Below are 21,440 nucleotides of genomic sequence, written 5' to 3' on the forward strand. Positions count from 1 at the left end.
GGCGTTCCGCCGGTTGGCGATTGAAATCGCACCTCACGGGCGTTCCGCCGGGCGTCCACCTGCGTGGGACGCAACCGGAGTCGGCGCAGGCCGACCTGGTGGTGGAACGCCCCTTCGCCCCGAATCGCCATCCGGCCCGCGCGCCTGCTTGGCCTCTGCGTGGACGCAATCCGGGTCGGCGCAGGCCGACCTAAGGGCGGAAACGCCCCTTCGCCCCGAATTCATTCGGCGGTCTCTTTCGCCTGCGTGGACGCAATCCGGGTCAGCAGGCCGACCCGGCGGCGGAACGCCCCTTCGCCCCGGAATTCATTCGGCGGCTTGCCCCTGGATCATTCGGGGTCAGTTATCGGTGGTCTGATGGTGATCGCCGCATCGTACCTCGATTATCTGTACGGTCTTGGATTTGATCCCGCCAGCCCCGCCTTCGATCTCGCTTGACCGGCAGACCCCGTTTCTCGCTCACCCACAGCTTGACCTGGCTGATGATTTGATCGGCGCCGGCTTCGCCAAAGATATAGGTAGAGGTGTAGGTGTAGACGCGTGCCCGTTCGCCATTCACCTCATCGGTACCGACGGCCTGGACATTGCTGATCGTTTTGCTGAGCCGAGTCCTCCGTCGCCAGCAGGCCGACCGTTCCAGGATCATGCTGCCGGACACGGGCGACACTTCCCATACACCTTCCTTCTTCGTCCATCCCTGTTCGCCGATAAAATGTTCTCATTTTCGAAATCGGCCATCTTCATCACAGTATGGATCTTGTCGGGCGGCACAATCTCGCCCGTCATCTCGATGGTCCCGCTGTCGGACACGATATTGGTCGTGGTGCGATAGGGGCCGCCTTCATCTGGTTTTTGGATGGCCGCGATGATGGCGGACTTGGGGTCGCCGCGGGCGCAGGCGCAGCGGGTGGCCGCAGGAACCGGCGTGGCAGCCGGCGCGGTCGTGGCAACTGCTGCGCTTGTGGCAGCCGGCGCGGTCGTGGCGGCGGGGGGCGCCGCGGTTGGCGAGGCAGAGCTGCCGCCGCAAGCGGTCAGCAGCAGGGACAACAGGAACAACGAAATTAGCAAGCGTTTCATCAGTATGGATCTCCTTGCAGAAACTTACAAAATGCGGGCCTACGCCCATCTAACTACAAAACAACAGGACATGGCTGGATTATGCACGCACGCCCTGGTCAAGAGGTGACATTTCGTGACATGTCCGGCGCTGATTGTGACTTGCCGTCAGCGCAACGGATGTTGCACCACAGCGAGGATGACCATTTGTGGTATGATGGGGTATGCCAAGCCAACGCCCAAACACCCTGCCTGCGGCCACTGACCTGCTGCTATCAGGCGCTCAACGATCGGCATGGCATCTCCCTGGCGCTGCACTGCAGCCTGGCTGGCGCTGGCGGAGACGCTGCACCCGCTCGGCGCCGAGCGACTGGCGTTATGGGAGCTATTGCACAGCCCTGCGGGTCACGGCGCCAACCGTGCGCTTTCGCCCAGCAAACGCCGCAAGGAGGATGCCATGCTGATCGCAATAGGTGCAGGCTCGGCGCCGCCGCGCACTGCGTTGCGTCCGCCGGCGGAACGACAGATCGACCACCGTGCTGGCGCACTCGCAGGCTGCTCTCCCGGGCGCCATCATTCGATCCATAGAGACAGCTCATGTCACGTCGTGCTACATCATCCACACGCCACCACGCCACCCGGATGGCATCCCACCGGGGCACTGGGACGAAAATCAGGCCCCCGACGGCTATCAGCCCCGCAATCCATCGCTGCTCGAACGCTCCCGCCATTGGCTGCGCGGGCCTGATGACCTGGCCGCGCGCAATCGCCAGAATGTCTTGATTGACGGCATCGGGGTTGGCTTTGCTGCGGGCATCGGCACCTTTCTCTCGGTCTTCCTGGTGCGCCTGGGTGCATCCAACTTCATGGTGGGCCTGCTCACCGCCATGCCTGCGTTGACCGGCATCCTGTTGGCATTCCAGGTCGGCGCTTCTCTCGCGCCAGCGCCAGGTGGTGCCCTGGTTTTCGCGCCCGTCTGTTCGTCCTCTCTGCTGTGCTGACCGGCCTGGTCACCTATCTGTTCGATCAGCATGTGCCTGAATTATCGTCGGCATTTGGGCGTTGGCTACGCTGCCGCAAACGGTGGTGTCGGTCGCTTTTTCCGTGGTGATGGGTCAGGTGGCCGGGCCGCGGCCGCGTCGCCCTGATGAGTCAACGCTGGTCAACCCTGGGCCTGGGTCATCGCCCTGGCCGTGCTGCTGGCCGGTCAACTCCTGCAACACTGGATTTCCCCTCAATTACCAGATCATCTTCCTGATCTCGGCCATTGGCGGGCTGGTCAGCTCAGCTTCTCCATCCGCATCAGCCTGCCGGACAAGGAAGCGCCGCCCGCGCCAGCGGTCGCGGCTCACCCTGGCGCCAGGAGCTTGGCGTGCTGCGCCAATACCTGACTTCCTGCGCTTCACGGCCAGCCAGTTCATCTTCTCCGGCCTGAGCATGGGCCATGCCGCTGTTGCGCACTCTACTGGTGCGCGAACTGAAAGCGTCGGACATGACCATCAGCTTCATCAACACCGCGCAGACCGTCGTGCTGCTGGTCGCCTATCTGTTGTGGACGCGCCTGGCAAAGCGCACTGGCGAACGCCGGGTATTGCTCATCTGCGCGTTCGGCGCCAGTTTCTACCCCTTCCTGACCGCGCTGACGCACAGCACAGGGCCGCTGGCGATCTACGCCGGCATCAACGGCTTTTTTCAGGCCGGCGTGGACCTGGTCTTTTTCGACATCATGCTCGACACCTGCCCGCCGCAGAACCAGGGCGTTACATCGGTCTTTACCAAACGACCGTCTTTACCGCCATGTTTCTGGCGCCGCTCACCGGCACTCTGGCTCGCCGATCATTTCAGTCTCGGTTGGGGCCAGCTGATCGCCAGCGCACTGCGCCTGGGTGGCTTTGTCCTCCTCTATCTGCTCGGCGTGGGGCGCAGGCTGAAATCGGAAGCGGCGGGTTAGGGCAGAGGGTCATCTCTTTCTTTACACAGGTATCTGACCAGTGCAGATCATGCCCTCAAGCGCGTTCGACGGTGATGGTTTGGCGGTTGATGCGGAAGTTGTGCGCTTTGGACAGCACCTGGATGACAAAGCGCTCCGGCACGTCAACCACCGTGTGGTGGTCCTGATGAAAATTTTGCCGATGGCGTGACCGGGAATGTCGGCATGATAGGCGATGGTGCTCACCACATCGCTCGGCGCACCCCGTGCAGCCGTCCTTTGCTCAAGTTCAGGCTGACCATGCCAACTTCGGGCGCGCCTTGCGTTCGTCGTGGGCGACCGCTCTGCTCGCCCGGCCTGATCTCGCCAGATCGCATCTCTACCTCGCGCGTGGCGCGGGCGTCGTTCCTGCACCTCGGTGATCGGCAGAATCGAGCGCTGGCCTTCGACGGTGCGCACATGGCGTAGCGGCCGCGGCAATTTCCAGCGGATCGTAGCCGGCGTCCACCAGGGTGCGGCCAGGCGACGTTCGCCGCCCGTGCGTCCCCGCTTCAGCCAGACCGTCACCTGCTCCAGCAGTTGCTCTTCGGGTGCTGTTCGATCTGCTCGACCGTGGGCAGTGTTGCGGCTGAAATGCGCTGTTTGGTGAAGCCTTCGATGCGGCCCAGGCGCCAGCGTTCGGCCGGCGTCACCAGGAGATGGCGATGCCGGTCTTGCCCGCGCGGCCGGTGCGGCTGATGCGGTGGGACATAGATTTCCAGGGTCTTCGGGAAGATCGAAGTTGAAGACGTGCGAGATGTTCTCGATGTCCAGGCCACGAGCCGCCACATCGGTTGCCACCAGCACCTTGGGCTGGCGCGGCGGAAGCGGTTGAGCACGCGCTGCGCGCTCATCCTGCTCCAGTTCACCGCTCCGCTCGGCCGGGAAGCCGCGTGGTGGAAAGCTCGGCCGCCAACTCACCCGCTCAGCGGTGCGCACAAAAATCAGCGCGCTGGTGATCGGTTCCATCTCGAACAGGCGGGTCAGGGCGGCCAGCTTTTCGGCGTTGTTGACCAGGTAGGTGCGCTGCTCGATGGCCGCCACCGTCACCTGCTCGCGTTCGGTGGTGACGGAACGAGGATCGCGCAGGTAGCGGTCGGCCAGGCGTCGGATCTCCGGCGACAGCGTCGCGGACAGCAGCGCGGTCTGGCGGTCGGTCGGCGTGGCGGCCAGGATAGTCTCGATGTCCTCGATGAAACCCATGCTCAGCATTTCATCGGCCTCATCCAGGACTACCACACGCACCCGGCTCAGATCGAGCACCTTGCGCTCCATCAGGTCGAGCAAGCGACCAGGGTGCCGACCACAAGGTCAACGCCTTTTGCAGGCGGTTGATCTGGCGGGCGCACACTTCACCGCCATAGATGGGCAGGGACGCGCACGCCGCGCTGCTGACCGTAGTCGTGCAACGCCTGGGCCACCTGGATCGCCAGCTCACGCGCGGCACCACCACCAGGCCCTGGACGGCGTGATAGTCAGCCTGCAGATGATGGAGCATGGGAAGGCCAAAGGCGGCGGTCTCTCCTGTGCCGGTATGGGCCTGGCCTAATGATGTCGTGACCGGCCAGCAAGAGGGGGATCAAGGCGGCCTGAATGGGGTGGGCGTGGTGAAGCAGCGCTTCTACGGCCTGCACCAACTGCGGATGCAGGTCTAACTGCGAGAATTCGGATGTCATCGTTTTTTCACTCTACTTTGCGAAACGAGAATTTTCTAACCGCCTGGTTCGACGGCCCGCGGGGGCGATGTTCGGACGCTTATTCAATTCTCGTTTCTATCTTATTGTTCTTCAGCCGATTTACTCGCTGTTTCGATGACTCCGCTGCGCCGCACGTGCCCCTACCGCCATCTTCGGCCCACCCGCTGTCGCGCGTGAGCCTGCCACGGACAAGAAAAGCGCCTGACCATGATAAGTCAGGCAACCCGTTGGAATGATCAAAACAGAATTCGATTACCTCTTGCCGCACTCCGGCGGACAAGAGGGCGCATTATGCCACAGCGCAGCCAAATTGGGAAATTACCGCCCTGCGTTGAATGACCGTGACCGCCGGTCATCGCCGCCAGTGTGACATAACGCGAACCGGGTCGAACCACCGCATTTGACACCTGTGGCGTCACCCAATACAATAACTGCCGGCGCCACAGGCATCCTCGGCGATACTCACCCCCAGGCGCCGCCAACGCCATCCACCAGAACGACCAGCGGCGGCTCGGCCGCGAGGATAACCAGCATGAGTTTTGAGCAGATGCCGCAGGGCCTTGATTTGCCGCAGTCGGGCCTGCGCGACAATTTTCAGCGCGGCAGCGTTGGCGAATTTCTGCGCGAGAAGATCCAGCCCGGCTCGACCCTCTCCCTCGTGTCGGCCTATTTCACCATTTACGCCTACGCCGCCCTGCAGGATCGGCTCGATACCATCGAACACGTGCGCTTTCTGTTTGGCGAGCCGCGCTTGTCAGGACGCTGGACCCGGCAGGACCGACAGGAAGGCCTACCGGATCGAAGACAGCGGTTTGAAGCTGAGCAACCGGCTGCAACAGGGAAGCGCCGCGCGCGCCTGCGCCGCGTGGATCCGCCAGAAGGTCGAGATTCGCTCCATTCGCCAGGCCAACCTGCTGCACGGCAAGATGGTCCACATTGCCACAGGCCGCGGCAGCGACGGGACGACGGTCGCAGAGGCCATCCTGGGCAGCTCCAACTTCACGCTCAGCGGGCTGGGGCTGGCGCACGCCCATAACAACATCGAGCTGAACCTGGTGGTGGACAACCGCCGCGACCGCCAGGACCTGTTGGCCTGGTTCGACGCCCTTTGGAACGACACACGCCTGGTGGAAGATGTGCGCGACGAGGTGTTGGCCTACCTGGCGCAGTTGTACCAGGACAACACCCCGGAGTTCATCTACTTCAAGACCCTGTTTCATCTGTTCGAGGCCTACCTCTCCGAGCAGGCGCAGAGCAGCCTGCTGGCCATCCAGCAGCAGATCGTGGACACCGACATCTGGAAGGCGCTGTTCGAGTTCCAGAAGGACGGCGTCAAGGGCGCGATCAACAAGATGCTGGCCTACAACGGCTGCATCCTGGCCGACAGCGTGGGCCTGGGCAAGACCTACGAGGCGCTGGCGATCATCAAGTACTTCGAGCTGCGCAACGAGCGCGTGCTGGTGCTCTGTCCCAAGAAACTGCGCGATAACTGGACCGTCTACCAGGCGCACAACAACAGCGATCTCAACCCCTTCGGCCGCGACCGCTTCCGCTACACGGTGCTCAGCCACACCGACCTGAGCCGCGACGGGGGCCACTCCGGCGATGTGGACCTGGCCGCGCTCAACTGGGGAAATTACGACCTGGTGGTGATCGACGAGTCGCACAACTTCCGCAACAATGCGCCGGGGCGCAAGGACGAGCGGCGCGCTGATCAGCCGCAGCCGCTATCAACGCCTGATGGAGGACATCATCCAGGCCGGCGTCCGGACCAAGGTGCTGCTGCTCTCGGCCACGCCGGTCAACAACACGCTCAAGGACCTGCGCAACCAGATCTACTTCATCACCGAGAACCAGGACGACGCGCTGCACGCCTCCCTCGGCATTGGCAGCATCCAGGAAACCTTGCGCGTGGCGCAACTGACCTTCAACGATTGGGCCACGCGCCGCGGTGAGCGCAAGACCAGCGAACTACTGGAGCGGCTGAGCTCGGGTTTCTTCAAGCTGTTGGACGGGCTGACCATCGCGCGCTCGCGGCGGCATGTGCAGAAGTTCTACCGCGCCAGCCTGGCACAGTTGGGCGGCTTTCCCGAACGGCGCAAGCCGCTGGCCGTCTATCCCGCGATTGACCTGCACGATGAGTTCATGTCCTACGACCGCCTGAACGACGAGATCGAGCGCTACCAGTTATCGTTGTTCAACCCCTCGCGCTATGTGCGGCCGGAGCAGCAGGCCAAATACGCCACCGAGCGCGTGGCCCAGTTCAGCCAGGCCACGCGCGAGAACTACCTGATCGGCATGATGAAGGTCAACTTCCTCAAGCGCCTGGAAAGCTCGGTCTATGCCTTCGATCTGACCCTCAAGCGCACCATCCAGAAGATGGACGACCTGAAGGCGCGCATCCAGCGCTTTCAGCAGTTCCAGGCCGCCAACCCGGATTTGGACTTCGACGAGCTGGCGGTCGAGGACGTGGACGACGAAGAGCTGGCCGCCGCGCTGGAGGTCAGCAAGGCCCGCTTCAAGCTGGCGCATCTTGACCTCGACCGCTGGCTGGCCGACCTGCGCCGTGACCGCCAGCAACTGCACATCCTGGAGCTGTCGGCGCGCGAGATCACGCCTGACCGCGACGCCAAGCTGGCCGAGCTCAAGCGGCTGATCAGCCAGAAAGCGCACGCGCCCACCACCGACAAGCCTGGCCGGCCCAACCGCAAGGTCCTGGTCTTCACCGCCTTCGCCGACACCGCGGTCTATCTCTACGATGCCATCCACGCGTGGGCGCGGCAGGAACTGGGCCTGCACGTGGCCCTGGTCACCGGTGGCGGCGCCGCGAACCGCACCACCCTGGGCCGCAACGACTTCAGCGCCATCCTGACCAACTTCGCGCCCGTCTCCAAGCGCCGCGCCCAGATGCGGGACATGCCCCAGGAGGGCGAGATCGATCTGCTGATCGCCACCGACTGCATCTCCGAAGGCCAAAACCTGCAGGACTGCGACACCCTGGTCAACTACGACATCCACTGGAACCCGGTGCGGGTGATCCAGCGCTTTGGGCGCATTGACCGCATCGGCAGCATTCATCACGCCGTGCAGTTGATCAACTTCTGGCCGACGCAAGACCTGGACAAGTACATCTCGCTCAAGGTGCGTGTCGAGGCGCGCATGGCGTTGGTGGACCTGTCGGCCACGGCCGATGACAACCTGCTCAACGTCGAAGAGCTGGAAGACCTGATCACCGAGGACCTGAAGTACCGCGATCGCCAGCTCAAGCGCCTGCGCGAGGAGGTGCTCGACCTGGAGGACTTCAGCGAGAGCGTGGCGCTGACCGACTTCACGCTGGACGACTTCCGCGCCGAACTGACCCGCTACATCGAGGCCAACCGCCAGGCGCTGCACGACGCGCCGCTGGGCCTCTTTACCGTGGTCCCGCCGCATCCTGATTTCCCGGTGATCCAGCCGGGCGCGATCTTCTGCCTGCGCCAGGCGGGCGTTGGCGGCAGCGACACGGTCAACCCCTTGCAGCCCTACTTCCTGGTCTACATCCTGAACGACGGCATAGTGCGCTTCAGTTTTACCCACCCCAAGCAGATCCTGGAGATTTTGCGCGCGCTGTGCGCGGGCAGGACGCAGCCCTACGAAGCGCTGTGTCGCTTGTTCGATCAGGAGACGCAGCAGGGCAACGACATGGCCGCGGTGGACGATCTGCTGCGGCGGGCGCTGGTTGCGTTGCAGCGCGGCTTCGGCAAGCGCGCGGCCGGCCTGCTGCTGCAAGGCCGCGACGCCGTGCTGCCCGGCCTCAGCAAGCAGGTGACAGAGCAGACCGAGTTCGAGCTGGTGACGTGGGTGGTGGTCAAGCAGACTGCCGGAGTATGAACGCTTGTGATACAATCAGCCAAGCCGTGATTAATACATGAGATCATCTCACGAATGTCTACCTCACAAACCTCTCTCCAAACTGAAGAACAACTGGTTGCCGAGCTAGAACAACTGGGTGTGCGCTACCTCTCGCGCCGGCATCACGTCGAAGGGGCGGAAGCGCGCCCTCAACACAAACTGCTGGCTGACCTGGTGCGCCAGCCTTCCAGCCGGGTGCGAACGGCCTTGATTGCCCTGCTCCTGGCACACCCGGATTATGCCGCATCTATTCCGGCTGCCATCCAGGATTTGACGCTCTCGGCAGCCCGGACGCTGAAGATCCTCTACACGGCCGCCGTTCACCTGCAGCGCCAACACGCTGACAGGTTGCAGGAGTTTCTTGGCACAAACTGGCGCTGGTTGCCCGATATGTTCTCAGATGAGCTTGGGGTGCGCGGAGCCACACCACTTACGCGGCTTCAGTCGTTGGGGCGAATTCACGCGGTGGAGCGGCGCGCATCTCAACTGGGTAGGAACCTGAAAACGCGTCGCATCTTCTGTTGCGACGATGGGAAATGGAGCAAATATGGAAACAGTAACATCAAACTTGAAGACTTTGCAAGTCTGATGGACCCAGGAGGCACACCATGACCGACACCGCGCTGAAACACGCTATCATCGCCGCGCTGCACGATTGCGCACAGCGCCCGCTGGCCGGCGCGACCCGCGCCCTGCTGGAAACGCTCGGCTATCGCTCGGACAAGCGCCTGGATCTCAGCCCCAACACCGCGGCCGAGTTTCAGGCGCAGTTCGACCCGCAGGGTCGCCTGCGCGCGGCCAATGCGCTGCTGGCCGACTGGCGCGCGGTGGATTTGCTGCTGCAGGTGACCGGCGAGGAGATCGGCCCGGTCGTCGCCGCGCAGGGCGCGCTGTTCAGCAACACGGTGGTGGACAGGATCAACATCCAGTCCTATCTTTTCTTTGCCGTGGACTTGACCGGCAGCCACTACACGCGCTCGCAACTGGCCGCGGCCACGCGTGAGATCAACCGGCTGTTCCCCATGCCCGCGCTGGTGATTTTCCGCTACGGCGCCAACCTGACGATTGCCATCATCGCACGCCGCACAAACCAGCGCGACGCGGGCCGCGACGTGCTGGCAAAGGTCACGCTGATCAAGGACATCCGCGCCGCGGACCCGCACCGCGCCCATGTGGATATCCTGGCCGACCTGGCCCTGCCTAACCTGGCCGCCCGCTACGGCGTCACCAATTTCGTGGAATTGCAGCGCGCGTGGGAGCAGACGCTGGACACCAGCGAGCTGAACAAGAAATTCTTCCGCGAGGTCGCCAACTGGTATTTCTGGGCCGTTCAGAACGTGACTTTTCCAGGCCCTCCCCGCCCCTCTCCGAGGATGGGAGAGGGGAGACCGAGGTTTACCACGCGGTCAGCGTCATCCGCCTGATCACGCGGCTGATCTTCGTCTGGTTCATCAAGGAAAAAGGATTGGCGCCGGGCGAGCTTTTCGACCAGAAAACGCTGCAGCCGCTGTTGCGATGGAACGATCCCAAGCAGAGCACCTACTACAAGGCGATTCTGCAGAACCTCTTTTTCGCCACGCTCAACACCGAGATGGGCGCGGGCCGCTGCTTTCGCAGCCGCAACCCGGCCGGCCAGGATGCGCACTACGGCATTCCCACCTTCTACCGCTACGAGAGCCTTTTCACCGACCCCGCGGCAGCGCTGGGCCTGTTTGCCGACATTCCCTTTCTCAACGGCGGCCTGTTCGAATGCCTCGACCGGCCGGCGCAGGGCGTACGCGTGGACGGCTTCTCCGACCGCGGCGACAACCCACTGGCCGTGCCCGACGCTCTCTTCTTCGCCGAGCCGCGTGAGGTGGATCTGAACGCGGTCTTCGACACCCGCAACAAGAAGTACCCGGTGCGCGGGCTGCTGCGCATCTTCGACAGCTACAAGTTCACCATCGAGGAGAATACGCCCATCGAGGAGGAGATCGCGCTCGACCCGGAGCTGTTGGGCAAGGTCTTCGAGAACCTGCTGGCGGCCTACAACCCGGAGACCGGCGCCAGCGCGCGCAAGCAGACCGGCTCCTTCTACACCCCGCGGCCGATCGTGGAGTACATGGTGGACGAGAGCCTGCTGGCCTACCTGGAGACGGCGTTGGCGCAAGACCAGAAAAGCCAGAAACCCGGCTTCTTCGAGAAGCCGGGTTTCTCCGAGGAGCCGGATTTCCCGGATCGCTTGCGCCATCTGCTGGCCTACAACCAGGAGGCGCATCAGTTCGGCCCGGCCGAGGTGGAGACGCTGATTGCGGCCATTGACCGCGTGCGGATTCTCGATCCAGCCTGCGGTTCGGGCGCGTTTCCCATGGGCGTGCTGCACAAGCTGGTCTTTTTGCTGGGCAAGCTGGACCCCGGCAACGTGCGCTGGCAGGCGCGGCAGGTGGACAAGGCGGCCGAGATTCCTGACAGCGCCTCGCGTGAGGCCGCCATCGCCTCGATCGAGCAGGTCTTCAGCCACAACTTCAACGACTACGGCCGCAAGCTCTACCTGATCGAGAACTGCATCTACGGCGTGGACATCCAGCCCATCGCCGTCCAGATCGCCAAGCTGCGCTTCTTCATCTCCCTGGTGGTGGACCAGAGGCTGGACGACGCCCGGCCCAACCGCGGTGTGCGGCCGCTGCCCAACCTGGAGACCAAGTTCGTGGCCGCCAACACGCTGATCGGCATCGCCCGGCCGCAGCAGATGGCGCTGCGCGACCCGGCCGTGGAGCGGAAGGAGCGGGAGCTGGCCGAGGTGCGCCGGCGTCACTTCGCCGCGCGCACCCAGGCCACCAAAGAGAAATACCGCGGGGAGGACAAGCGCCTGCGCGGCGAGCTGGCCGCGCTCCTGCGCCAGGACGGCTGGGGCAGCCAGACCGCGGGTCAACTGGCCGCGTGGGACCCCTACGACCAGAACGCGCACGCCGATTTCTTCGACCCGGAGTGGATGTTTGGCGTGACGGAGGGGTTCGATATTGTGATCGGCAATCCGCCGTACGTGCGCCAGGAACAGCTTGGGGCGCTCAAGCCGCTTTTGCAAAAGCAATACGCCTGCTACACCGGCACGGCCGACCTGTACGTCTATTTCTTCGAGCGGGGGCTGCGCCTGCTGGCCGGCGGCGGCGTGCTGACCTACATCTCGTCCAACAAGTACTTCCGCGCCGGCTATGGCGAGAAGCTGCGCGGCTATCTGGCCGGCCAGATGTGCATCGAGCAACTGATTGACTTCGGCGATGCGCCGGTCTTTACCGCCATTGCCTACCCCAGCATCATCCTGGCGCGGCGCCGCGCCCCGGGCGACGGCCAGACCCGCGCCCTGACCTGGCAAGCCGGCGCCGCGTTGGACAACTTCGCCGACACCTTCCGCGCCAGCAGCTTCCTGATCGCCCAGCGCGAGCTGACGCCCGACGGCTGGCGGCTGGAAATGCCCTCGGTGCTGCGCCTCATGGAGAAAACTGCGCCGGGCGGGTAGGCCGTTGGGGGAATACGTGAACGGCAGGCTTTACCGTGGCATCATCACCGGACTGAATGAGGCGATGGTCGTGGATCGTGCCACGCATGACCGCTTGATTGCCGAACATCCGTCGTCGGTTGATGTACTCAAGCCCTTTTTGCGTGGACGCGATGTCAAACGCTGGCGGGTGCAGTTTGCCGACCAATACCTGATCAAGATCGAGTCATCGGAGAACAAGCGTCATCCCTGGACGGGCGAGTCCAGGGATGATGCAGAAAGAACCTTCGCTACGGCCTACCCCGCTATCTACCAACATCTACGGCCCTATCGAGATGCTTTGATTCACCGCGATGACCAAGGACGTTTCTTCTGGGAGCTGAGGTCGTGCGCATTTTGGAGCGAGTTTGCGGAATCCAAGATTGTAATACCAGCGATAGTCCAGCATGTTGAGTATGCTGCTGACTTCGAAGGGTTCATCACGAATGACAAGACGTCGTTTTGTATCACGGGTTGGGTTCACTACTTGCTTGGCGTTCTGAACTCGAAAGTGCTGTGGTGGTACATTCGCCAAACTGCTGCCTCTCGGCAAGGCGGCTTCTATGAGTTCAAGCCCATGTATGTTTCCACAGCTACCGATTGTGCAAACCGACAGCCGAAAGCCGATTGAAGACCTCGTGAATGCCATCCTCGCCGCCAGGGCCACGAACCCCGCGGCCGACGTCAGCGCGCTGGCAGCGGAGATTGACCGCCTGGTCTATGCGCTCTACGGGCTGACGCCGGCGGAGATCAGGATCGTGGAGGGTGGGTAAGTGTGGTCCGCAACGCTTGGCAGGTCAGGTGGAGCGTGCTACAATCAATTCAGGAGATGCCTGATCGTTTCGGCATTCCAGTCCGGCGGCCATTTGATGGAACCGCGCCACGCCGCTGGCTCTGCTTGAGTTGGTCTGCGGAAGACGCCGGTGCCGAGACGTCTTCCGAAATCATGGACTTTCTGCCCAACCCAAGCCTGGAAAATGTTCTCGCCTACCACGCATCAGATGCAGCGCCGGGCTGTTGGCGCTCAACGAGGCAAGCTCACCGAGCGAGACAGAGCAAAGCGTCGCTGAGATGGAGCGGCTCGAGCACATTCTCATCTGCTCAGGCGCAACCCTGACCAGGTGGGCTCGGCCGGGCCCCCTCCCCCCGGTGTTCCGGGGATAGGTGGGAGAGGGGGAAGGGTGGGGGGGGGGTGCCCCCACCGTTCGAGCAACGACACGTGCAGCCCCTTCAGCATGGCGGCGTCGGAAGACATCAATCTCTGCCTCGCTTGTTTGCGACCATCGCCAGGGGACCAAATGATTGCATTGATCCATGAGGGTCTGTTAGCTTTTCACCCTCGTTTACAGAGCGGGGCCCAGCATTTCACGTCGTCGGTGCTGAGAGTGGACGCAATGTTGAATGACGTCACCGTTTGGTTCTTCGGCTCAACGATCCCGACGCCTGCAGAGCGCCACCTATTGAAGCCAGGCTATACTGGTGATCACCACAGGTAATGGTGAGAAGCGGAGATTGGTCGCCTGGTCAATGTTTTCTGGCTATGTCTGGTCAGCCATACGGAGGTGACCCCATGCCACAAGTTGAACTACCCAACCGATTGCTCAGCGTTCTGAACTCACTCGAGCCGGGCGCGCGCCAAAGCAGCAGGTGGTGCGTCTCGCCGAACAAGAGTTGCGCCGCCGTCTGGCGCGCTACCAATTGACGGATCGTCTCTTTCGGCAAAAATACGGCATAACCCTGGACGAGTTCGAGGCGGCCGAGGTTGTCAAGACGCTCGGGTATTCCTTCGAAGTCGAGAATGACCATCAAGATTGGGACTTGGCTGTTGACGGCATCCGCACGGTCGAACGCCAGTTGGCCAGCTTACGGGGTGAAGCGTGACCGCAGACGATGTCGAGCGTGACATTCAACTCCCAGGAGATGACTCGATGACCGCCTTGACGCAAGATGATGTCCTGGAAACGGCCCTGGAGCTCTATGAGCAGGAAGCCTATGCGGAAGCGTATGCTTTCGTGACGGCCGAGGTACAACAGCAGGGCCTGGAATCGGGACAGATCAGCACAATTTTCGCATCTGCCTGGCCTAATCTCAGCGGACAGTCAGACCTTGGCCCTGCGCCTGTTTGCCGAAGCCCTGGCCCAGGGCTACTGGAGCAACTCGACCAGATGTTGGCAGATGAGGATCTGCTCACGCTGCGGGATCATGTCGAATTCCTGCGCCTCCTCGACATCTGTCGCGGCCAGCAGGCGGCGGCCCAGCGCACGGCGCAACCCGAATTGCGCCTGATGTGGCCCGTCACCACGCCCGCGCCCTTGCTGGTGGCCTTACACGGCAACCAGCACAACGTGGCCGACACGGCCCCGGCCTGGGAACCGCTGACCGCGGCGGGCTGGTGCGTTGCGCTCCCGCAATCATCGCAGATGGCCGGCCCCAATGCCTTTGTGTGGAACGACCTTGCGCTTGCCACGGCCGAGATGCGCACTCACGCCGAGACCTTGCGCCAGCATCCCCGCGTTGATTTCAGCCGGTGTGTCGTGGCTGGTTTTTCGATGGGCGCACGGCAGGCGTTGTGGTCGGTGCTGGAAGGGATTTTTCCCGCGCGCGGGCTGATCCTGCTCGGCCCCTGGTTGCCCGAATTATCGGCCTGGGCGCCACTGCTGCCGCGCCTCGCGGAGACCGGCACGCGCACGTACGTCATCATCGGCGACGCCGATCAATCGTGCCTGCCTCACGCCCAAGCGCTTATCGCCGCGCTGCGGGGCCACAACCTCCCCTGTGAATTGGAACTGCATCCCGGTATGAGACATCGCTACCCGCCTGATTTCGAGACCAGCCTGCGCCGCGCCCTGGCGTATTTTTGGGCGCTTAGGAACGAGAATTTGATAAGTGTCCGAATTGTGGCTCACGCGGGCAGATGAAAATCGAGCAGGGGTGAGTGGAAGGGCTGCAGGGACAGCACCTCGGCGTAGGCAAGCACGACGGCGCTGGCCGGCATGTCCATCTGGCCGTCGCGCACGCTCACGGTCGCGCCACTCAGCAGATCCACGTAGTCGCCGGCGGGCAGCGGCGCCTGCACCAGGCCCGCTTCCGCCCCCACGTTGAAGAGACCGTACAGATTGCCGCCCTCACCCTGCCAGGCCGCCTGGATCAGCGGCTCGGCGGCCGTCAGCACGAACTGGCCCGTGGTCAGCGCCGGATGTTTCTTGAGCCGCGCCAGCGTGGTCAGGAACGGCTGCCAGGCGTAGTCTCCCCAAACCACCTTATCCACGTCGAACAGCGATGGCGTGTGCGTGGCGCCGGCTTCCTGCCCCGCGTAGATCAGGAACGCGCCGCGGTTGAACGCTTCGAACGCAGTCCAGGCCAGCGCCTGGTCGAGCGATGGCGCCAGACGCATGATGCGCATCTGGTCATGATTCTCCACACAGCGCAGCTTGATGAAATTGTCTGGATAGATGGCGTCCTGAAAGCGCAGCATCTCCAGATAGCACGCCACGGACGCCTGCCCCAAGACGGCTGCCTGCCAGACCGGCCAGATGTCGTAGTTATAGGTCAGGTCGAAGGCCTGGTACAGCTCACCGTCGGAGAGTCCGCTCAGATTCACGGAGCGGCGGTGGGCCACCCAGGCGGCATGCACCGACTCCGCCAGCCAGATCACGCCTGGTTTGACCTGCGCGACGGCCGCGCGCGCTCGGCGCCAAAAATCAACCGGCAGCAGTGAAGCCACGTCGCAGCGAAAACCATCCACCCCAAACTCGGCCCACATTTGCAGCGTGGTGATCAGGTACAGCGCCAGTTCCTCATTGGGATGCTTCCAGGTCAATCACATCGCTCCAATCCGGCACGGTCGTCATTGGTTTGCCGCTGGCGTCCTGATGATACCAGTCGGGATGCTGGCGCACCAGCACAGAATCGTGCGGTGTGATTGTAAACGACATCAATCATCACCTTCAAGCCCAGGCGATGGGCCGCAGCGATCAGGCGCAAAGTCGTCTTTAGTACCATATTCGGGGTTGACTGCACGATAATCCAGAATAGAGTATGGACAACCCAGGGTGCCCTTTTTTGTTGAGCTGGCCGATGGGATGGATGGGCATGAACCAGACAACGTCTACGCCCATGCTGGCCAGCAGCAGGTCAGCCTCTACATCGGCAAAGGCGCCGTTGGGGCCGTGATTGCGCACGTAGACTTCGTAGATGACCAGGTTACGGTAGTTTTTGGCGTATCGAATGCCATATCTCGTTTCTTTCCAGGTGAGGCGCACATGGCGTCTCTGATAGTATATCGGCCGCGGTCGAGTTGATCGAGTTGGGCGGTCATGGTAAGATATACTCCCCCATCGCCCCCCAACATCCCCCAACGTTCGAGAGTCCCTCGCCTTGCGCGCCTCCGGCGCCATGTCATTATACGCCAGCAGACCCGTCCAGCCAAACAAGACCAGCGCTGGCGGCTGCGGCCGCCGAATGAATTCGGGGCGAAGGGGCGTTCCGCCGCAAGGTCGGCCTGCGCCGACCGGCGTGACGTCAACGCAGATTGCTGGTACACGGATTAACACCGATGGACACGGATATGAAAACGATCAGTGTGAATCCGTGTTGATCCGTGTACTAATCCTGTTGTCCGGCGGTACGCCCATCAGGCGCAGTTTTTCAATCGTTTCACTGCGGCGGGGCGCAGCCTGGGCAGTTATGTTCCCCCGCAGATTCGACCAGACGCGCTCCGCACTGCCGGCAGTGCTGCGCGCCTGGTGCGTGACACGGAGGTGTCCCCATGAAACAATGGATGCGCGCAGTGACCGTGACGTTCGTCATGGTGTTCGTTTTACAGCCAGGGATGCCCCTCCACCATACCCCACGCGCGGTTGCTCAGCCGCTCGTTCCTCTGTGCGATACGGCAACGGGCCGTCAGCACCACCTTCAACAGCACCGCCATCGCGGCCGGCAACACCCTCTGGTTCGTCAGCCGTCTGAAGATCAGCGGCATGGGCGCCAACCTCACCACGGTCTACGCCCGGCAGGCCACGGTGTCGTTTACCGCCAACGGTACGCCCTACACCCTGCCGGCGCCCGACGCCCGCATCATCTTCGACCCGGCCGCCAGCACCACAACGACCAGTTTCGACAGCGCCACGCAGCAGTGGGTGACGCGTGTCTCGCCGGGGAATTTTAGCCGCAATGTCTTTGCCGGTGGATTGGCCTTGACGGTCCCGGCCGGCGGCTTTCCGGGCAGCACCGGCCCCGTGACCTGGACCGCCACCTTCACCGTGGATCAACCGGGCATCACCCTTACCTGGAATTGGGCGGCCGCGGTCTACACCAGTTTCAGCACGAACTACAACGCGGTCGGCGTCAAACCGGTGGACGGGAACACCCAAAATCCCCTATGACAACAACGATCAGGCTGGCACCCGAAAATTACAAAGGCTCCGTCACGGCCGGCGCCACCGGCAACGGCGGTTCCAACTACACCGGCTCCCGGACCCGCGGCAATCGCACCGTGACGCCCTGCCGGCTGTACCAGATCGGCGATCTTGTCTGGAACGACGCCAACGGCGATGGCTTGCAGAGCGCCGGCGGAAGCGGTCTCGGCAGCGTTCAGGTCAATCTGTTCAGCGCTGTCGGCGTGCTGCTCGATTCCACCAGTTCCCAGGCCAGCGGCCCGCTTCTTGGCGGACCCCAGGCGATTATTACCTGGAGTTTGTGGCGCCGACCAGTTACGTGTTCACACAACCCAACCAGGGCGCCAATCCGGCGCTGGACAGCGACGCCGACCTCTGTCGGGCAGACGCCGGTCTTTACCCTCGGCGCCAGCCCGACCTGACCTGGGGCGCAGGGCTTCACCTGACCGCTTCGCTGGGCGACCGCGTGTGGTACGACCGCAATCACAACGGCGTGCAGGATGGCGGTGAACCAGGCACGCCCGATGTCGGCGTGTTCCTGTACGACGCAGTAGCAGTCGCTGGTGGATATGCAATTGACCGACGAAAATGGTTACTACGCCTTCGGCGGGCTACCGGCTGGCGTTTACATCATTCAGTTCGAGTTGCTGGATGGCTATGGCTTTACACGCCGTGCATGGGCGGTAACGCCGATCTCGACAGCGACGCCGATCCTGACACCGGCGGACCGCGATCATCACGCTGGCGGCCGGCAGCTCCGATTCCAGCTGGGATGCCGGGCTGGTGGCTGGGGCGCCCTGGGCGACCGGGTTTGGTACGATGCCAATCAAAACGGCATTCAAAACATCGGCGAGCCAGGCCTGCCCAATGTGCCCGCTGACCCTCTAGCGACAGCAATGGCAATGGCACACTGGAAATCTGGCCTGGATGCGCTGATCGCCACGCGTCACCAGCGCCGATGGCGGCTTTCTGTTCAGCCAAGCTGGCGCCCGCCGTCTACTTCGTGGATATCGGGACACTCCCCGGCGCGACCAGCGGCGCCGCTAGATCCAGCGGGCCGCAGAGCCTGCCGGATCTGGCGGCCTTGCCGCTGACTGACGGTCAGGTCTGGCGCAATGCTGATTTTGGTTATGTCCTCCCGCCCGGCCCCAACCAGGCCATTGTCGGCGACAGCGTCCGGTTCGATGGCTGCGCGACGGACGTCAGCAACAGGGAGAGAGCCGGGCGTTCCCAATCGACGATTTGCGCAACGCCTATCGGCGGCGGCGACCCTTTTGCCGCGAAGACCGTGCCAACGGTCGTTTTCTGCCGGCGTCGCGCCTGGCGCCTACCTCGTGGCGCCGCCGACGCCGCCGACAGGTTTTACTGGCTACCGTGGCGGTAGGGGCGCCGTTCACGGTGGCGGCGGGCGATCAGACGCCTCGCGTGAACCTGGGCTACGGCGATGCCGCGGAGATGTCAGCCCCTCTGGGTAGTATCAGCAACCTGGTCTTCAACGACGCGCCAACAGTTAGGATGGCGTTTTGGGCGCTGGCGACAGACCGTTGGCGGGAGTCACGGTGGACATAATCCTGGACAGCAACGAAAACGACGCCTGGGATGCGGGCGAACCGATCCTGGCGACAGTGACGACAATGCCGTCTTGGACGCCGGTAACAGAATTGACGTTTCCGGGGCGTCCCGTCCGGTCGCTTTACTGGTTCACATCAGCGACACCAACGGCGACCTGCTGACTATAACCAGAGTTCGTTGGGCCAACCGGACTACCGATAATAACAGCCAGAGTGACCGTATGTCGTCGTCCTGGCGAACGGGGAAAACAGCGTGTTGGCCGATTTCGGGTACTACGTACGCACACAGACCAGCGTTGGGCTGATCGGGAATCAAGTGTGGATAGACAACGATGGCGACGGCCTCTACAGCGCAAAGCAGCGACGACATGGGCTGGCAGGGGTGACGCCAAAACTGCAGAACGACGTGCTGTGACTCGTACGGCGACAAGCGGAGCGGGCGGAGCCTACGCGTTCACCGGTTTGGCAAGCGGCGCCTACCAGGTCCGTGGCCGATCCAGCTGGGGTTCTGAACGGCTACATGGTGACAGCCGCTGCGGGCCTCGCCCGGCGCGGATCACAACAACCAGGCTCAGCCATTCAGCGTCACCTGGCGGACGGCGGCGCGGTGCCCAGCGCCGATTTTGGCTACCACCGCGCCGGTCGTCACCGTGGAAGGTATTGCCTGGCTGGACAGCAACGGCAGTGGTATCTACGACAAGGGCGACAGATGACCGAACAAGGTCAATCTGCGTATGACGAACAGCGGGGCTGGGGTGGGCGATGTAGTGACGCCGGGCCGGCAGGCGGCTTTGCCAGCGGCCTGTACACCCGCGCAGCCTGCCGCCAGGGCGGTGTGCGGTCGCCTTCCTGCAGGGCCGCCCGGCTACTCCTCATTGGCGACCAGCCTGACCACCGCGTACCTGGCGCTTGGGTAGAGCGATCCTGAACACTCAATTTTCGTTCATCAACCCCACGGCGGTGCCGGGTCGTTGACTTTGCTGCCGCAACCCGGTTGGCCGATATTGCGTGAGGTGGCCTGGCAGACTGCAACCGGCGCGCGGTAGGGTTGAAATTCCCACGTCTGGCGCGCCATTGGTGCGGACGGCATCTACCAACGGCTGACCAGCGCGCCGGTTGCCAGCGACGCGATTGGCAGCGCCAGCTACGAATGGGTGGATGGAGTCAGCCATCGCAGGCAAGGCCTATTTCTACCGGCTGGGCGCTGCCCTCCGGTCAAATGATCGGGCGGGTATCCACGCGCAACCAGTAAAGTGTCTGACTCTTCTTACCCCTGATGCGCATCGGCGGTTGATGATGACACAAGAAATGAAGGCCCTGTAAAGAGGAAATTGTGAGTTTATACCTACACATTTCAATAGGGTTTGATTTTATAATGGTTTGTGTTACCTCTCTGCGCTTCTGCCTTGCCCTCCGCTAATTTTTCAAAGTTGGCGATTTTCTTGGCAGTGGGAGTTCACTGTCACAGAATGGAGTTAGGAAAATAATCGTCGAGGCTGAAGCTGCCAGATTGACACCCTTTTCATCAATCCAAACACAAGTGACGGAGCTTGGTAATCGGTGTAACCTGGTATCGAAGCGAATACCGGGAGAAATCAAAGGAGTCATTTGTGTACAACGCGAACAATATCACTGGTTGGAATTCTGGCGCGGGTCGGATCCTGCTGATTTGGGCGGGATTGGGCCTGGGAGTGCCAGGATCATTTTAAGCTGCCCCGGCAGCAAGCGGCGTGCAGTGGATCATCGAGGCATGGCCCTCGGCCGACTGCAGCAAATGGTCAGTAAACTTCATTAGGCTGGAATTCCACGGCCGAATCGTGAAGCGTCAAGGTGGATGGCACAATTATTGCCACCGGCGACCCATAGCAACGAAACGGTGCAAGGGACGTGGTCTGGCTCGATTGATCTGTCTGTCCATCACAGTTTTTCGAATAAAAATCTACGAAAACAGCAACTGGTTGGGAAGCTTGACGAAAGCGACGTAACTAAGACATAATACTGACCACGGCTACAGAACCCCACCCCAAGCACCAGCCAAAACCAGAACCCCTACCTCAACACCAACCAAAGCCGGAACCCCACCGCAACTTCCGGCTAGCCCGAACACGACAGGGCCGCCGCTCTTCCGGTGGGCTTCTGTCCGTCCGGTCTGTTGACCAATCCGAGCTGGGAGGACGTGAACGGGTCGGTTTTCCTCGCGGCTGGACACTGGAAAGCGGCGAGGCCTCGACCACGAACTATCTGCCCAATGAGCCAGATGGAGCGCATCGGTTAGTCGCGCGCTGGCGGCGGAGCAGTTCAGCGTGCTCTCTCAACAGGCCGCAATAACGGTCGGCGTTACGTACA

General features: G+C 62.5%; 26 protein-coding genes. 18 read left to right on the forward strand and 8 right to left on the reverse strand.

What is annotated here, in order from left to right; genetic code table 11:
• A partial coding sequence (locus tag IPF85_RS06280; protein WP_343407221.1) for a hypothetical protein occupies positions 1-194 on the forward strand: 194 nt, incomplete at its 5' end.
• A 149-nt stretch (positions 195-343) separates the two neighbouring features.
• Here the strand turns inward: IPF85_RS06280 and IPF85_RS06285 are convergent.
• Positions 344-658 (reverse strand): hypothetical protein, encoded by a 315-nt coding sequence (locus IPF85_RS06285; RefSeq protein ID WP_343407222.1) that lies wholly within the window; start codon positions 656-658, stop codon positions 344-346.
• Positions 643-1,077: a hypothetical protein gene (locus tag IPF85_RS06290; protein ID WP_343407223.1), complete on the reverse strand. Its 435-nt coding sequence runs from the start codon at positions 1,075-1,077 to the stop codon at positions 643-645. Before IPF85_RS06290 ends, IPF85_RS06285 begins: the two co-directional genes overlap by 16 nt.
• A 515-nt stretch (positions 1,078-1,592) precedes the next feature.
• Between IPF85_RS06290 and IPF85_RS06295 the strand changes: the two genes are divergently transcribed.
• Positions 1,593-2,057: a hypothetical protein gene (locus tag IPF85_RS06295; RefSeq protein ID WP_343407224.1), complete on the forward strand. Its 465-nt coding sequence runs from the start codon at positions 1,593-1,595 to the stop codon at positions 2,055-2,057.
• A 237-nt stretch (positions 2,058-2,294) separates the two neighbouring features.
• On the opposite strand, the gene IPF85_RS06300 is transcribed toward IPF85_RS06295, so the two are convergent.
• Complete coding sequence (locus IPF85_RS06300) at positions 2,295-2,477, reverse strand: hypothetical protein (protein ID WP_343407225.1); 183 nt, start codon at positions 2,475-2,477, stop codon at positions 2,295-2,297.
• 23 nt (positions 2,478-2,500) lie between these two features.
• On the opposite strand from IPF85_RS06300, the gene IPF85_RS06305 reads away from it, so the two are divergent.
• A complete protein-coding gene (locus IPF85_RS06305) occupies positions 2,501-3,007 on the forward strand; it encodes an MFS transporter (RefSeq protein WP_343407226.1) in 507 nt (168 codons plus the stop codon).
• A 21-nt stretch (positions 3,008-3,028) separates the two neighbouring features.
• On the opposite strand, the gene IPF85_RS06310 is transcribed toward IPF85_RS06305, so the two are convergent.
• A complete protein-coding gene (locus IPF85_RS06310; protein ID WP_343407227.1) occupies positions 3,029-4,312 on the reverse strand; it encodes a DEAD/DEAH box helicase in 1,284 nt (427 codons plus the stop codon).
• A 209-nt stretch (positions 4,313-4,521) separates the two neighbouring features.
• Here IPF85_RS06310 and IPF85_RS06315 point away from each other — a divergent pair, with 209 nt between their 5' ends.
• Positions 4,522-4,680, forward strand: a complete 159-nt coding sequence (locus tag IPF85_RS06315; RefSeq protein ID WP_343407228.1) for a hypothetical protein — start codon at positions 4,522-4,524, stop codon at positions 4,678-4,680.
• A 457-nt stretch (positions 4,681-5,137) separates the two neighbouring features.
• Here IPF85_RS06315 and IPF85_RS06320 read toward each other — a convergent pair whose 3' ends face one another.
• Positions 5,138-5,446 (reverse strand): hypothetical protein, encoded by a 309-nt coding sequence (locus IPF85_RS06320; protein ID WP_343407229.1) that lies wholly within the window; start codon positions 5,444-5,446, stop codon positions 5,138-5,140.
• Positions 5,447-5,534: 88 nt separating this feature from the next.
• Here IPF85_RS06320 and IPF85_RS06325 point away from each other — a divergent pair, with 88 nt between their 5' ends.
• The 9 genes from IPF85_RS06325 to IPF85_RS06365 all read left to right on the forward strand — a co-directional run bounded on the left by IPF85_RS06325 (position 5,535) and on the right by IPF85_RS06365 (position 15,045).
• On the forward strand, positions 5,535-6,677 hold the full coding sequence (locus tag IPF85_RS06325; RefSeq protein WP_343407230.1) for an SNF2-related protein: 1,143 nt from the start codon (positions 5,535-5,537) through the stop codon (positions 6,675-6,677).
• 424 nt (positions 6,678-7,101) lie between these two features.
• On the forward strand, positions 7,102-8,592 hold the full coding sequence (locus IPF85_RS06330) for a helicase-related protein (protein ID WP_343407246.1): 1,491 nt from the start codon (positions 7,102-7,104) through the stop codon (positions 8,590-8,592).
• A 120-nt stretch (positions 8,593-8,712) separates the two neighbouring features.
• Complete coding sequence (locus tag IPF85_RS06335) at positions 8,713-9,225, forward strand: hypothetical protein (protein ID WP_343407231.1); 513 nt, start codon at positions 8,713-8,715, stop codon at positions 9,223-9,225.
• On the forward strand, positions 9,222-10,037 hold the full coding sequence (locus IPF85_RS06340) for a hypothetical protein (RefSeq protein WP_343407232.1): 816 nt from the start codon (positions 9,222-9,224) through the stop codon (positions 10,035-10,037). The genes IPF85_RS06335 and IPF85_RS06340 overlap by 4 nt, the downstream gene beginning before the upstream one ends.
• A gap of 41 nt (positions 10,038-10,078) precedes the next feature.
• Positions 10,079-12,109 carry an Eco57I restriction-modification methylase domain-containing protein gene (locus tag IPF85_RS06345; protein WP_343407233.1) on the forward strand — a complete coding sequence of 677 codons (2,031 nt, stop codon included), beginning with the start codon at positions 10,079-10,081 and terminating at the stop codon, positions 12,107-12,109.
• 16 nt (positions 12,110-12,125) lie between these two features.
• Complete coding sequence (locus IPF85_RS06350; RefSeq protein WP_343407234.1) at positions 12,126-12,758, forward strand: TaqI-like C-terminal specificity domain-containing protein; 633 nt, start codon at positions 12,126-12,128, stop codon at positions 12,756-12,758.
• A 7-nt stretch (positions 12,759-12,765) separates the two neighbouring features.
• Positions 12,766-12,900, forward strand: a complete 135-nt coding sequence (locus tag IPF85_RS06355; protein WP_343407235.1) for a hypothetical protein — start codon at positions 12,766-12,768, stop codon at positions 12,898-12,900.
• Positions 12,901-13,777: 877 nt separating this feature from the next.
• A complete protein-coding gene (locus tag IPF85_RS06360) occupies positions 13,778-14,008 on the forward strand; it encodes a hypothetical protein (protein WP_343407236.1) in 231 nt (76 codons plus the stop codon).
• A gap of 47 nt (positions 14,009-14,055) precedes the next feature.
• Positions 14,056-15,045, forward strand: a complete 990-nt coding sequence (locus tag IPF85_RS06365) for a hypothetical protein (protein WP_343407237.1) — start codon at positions 14,056-14,058, stop codon at positions 15,043-15,045.
• Here the strand turns inward: IPF85_RS06365 and IPF85_RS06370 are convergent.
• The 3 genes from IPF85_RS06370 to IPF85_RS06380 are packed head-to-tail and all read right to left on the reverse strand — an operon-like array spanning position 15,030 to position 16,389.
• The gene (locus IPF85_RS06370; protein ID WP_343407238.1) at positions 15,030-15,947 is read right to left on the reverse strand and encodes an alpha-amylase family glycosyl hydrolase; all 918 of its coding nucleotides are present in this window, start codon (positions 15,945-15,947) and stop codon (positions 15,030-15,032) included. The genes IPF85_RS06365 and IPF85_RS06370 overlap by 16 nt on opposite strands.
• The gene (locus IPF85_RS06375) at positions 15,925-16,062 is read right to left on the reverse strand and encodes a hypothetical protein (RefSeq protein WP_343407239.1); all 138 of its coding nucleotides are present in this window, start codon (positions 16,060-16,062) and stop codon (positions 15,925-15,927) included. Before IPF85_RS06375 ends, IPF85_RS06370 begins: the two co-directional genes overlap by 23 nt.
• A gap of 57 nt (positions 16,063-16,119) precedes the next feature.
• Entirely contained in the window at positions 16,120-16,389 is a 270-nt protein-coding gene (locus IPF85_RS06380; protein WP_343407240.1) for a hypothetical protein, read from the reverse strand.
• 597 nt (positions 16,390-16,986) lie between these two features.
• On the opposite strand from IPF85_RS06380, the gene IPF85_RS06385 reads away from it, so the two are divergent.
• From IPF85_RS06385 to IPF85_RS06405, 5 genes are all read left to right on the forward strand, one after another.
• On the forward strand, positions 16,987-17,511 hold the full coding sequence (locus IPF85_RS06385) for a hypothetical protein (protein ID WP_343407241.1): 525 nt from the start codon (positions 16,987-16,989) through the stop codon (positions 17,509-17,511).
• The gene (locus IPF85_RS06390) at positions 17,508-17,945 is read left to right on the forward strand and encodes an SdrD B-like domain-containing protein (protein ID WP_343407242.1); all 438 of its coding nucleotides are present in this window, start codon (positions 17,508-17,510) and stop codon (positions 17,943-17,945) included. The genes IPF85_RS06385 and IPF85_RS06390 overlap by 4 nt, the downstream gene beginning before the upstream one ends.
• 536 nt (positions 17,946-18,481) lie before the next feature.
• Positions 18,482-18,907 (forward strand): hypothetical protein, encoded by a 426-nt coding sequence (locus tag IPF85_RS06395; protein WP_343407243.1) that lies wholly within the window; start codon positions 18,482-18,484, stop codon positions 18,905-18,907.
• A 440-nt stretch (positions 18,908-19,347) separates the two neighbouring features.
• Positions 19,348-19,509 carry a hypothetical protein gene (locus IPF85_RS06400; RefSeq protein WP_343407244.1) on the forward strand — a complete coding sequence of 54 codons (162 nt, stop codon included), beginning with the start codon at positions 19,348-19,350 and terminating at the stop codon, positions 19,507-19,509.
• Positions 19,510-19,828: 319 nt separating this feature from the next.
• On the forward strand, positions 19,829-20,011 hold the full coding sequence (locus tag IPF85_RS06405; RefSeq protein ID WP_343407245.1) for a hypothetical protein: 183 nt from the start codon (positions 19,829-19,831) through the stop codon (positions 20,009-20,011).
• Positions 20,012-21,440 lie beyond the last annotated feature (1,429 nt).

Origin of the sequence: Candidatus Amarolinea dominans (assembly GCF_016704685.1) — a bacterium.
Taxonomy (GTDB): Bacteria; Chloroflexota; Anaerolineae; order SSC4; family Amarolineaceae; genus Amarolinea; species Amarolinea dominans.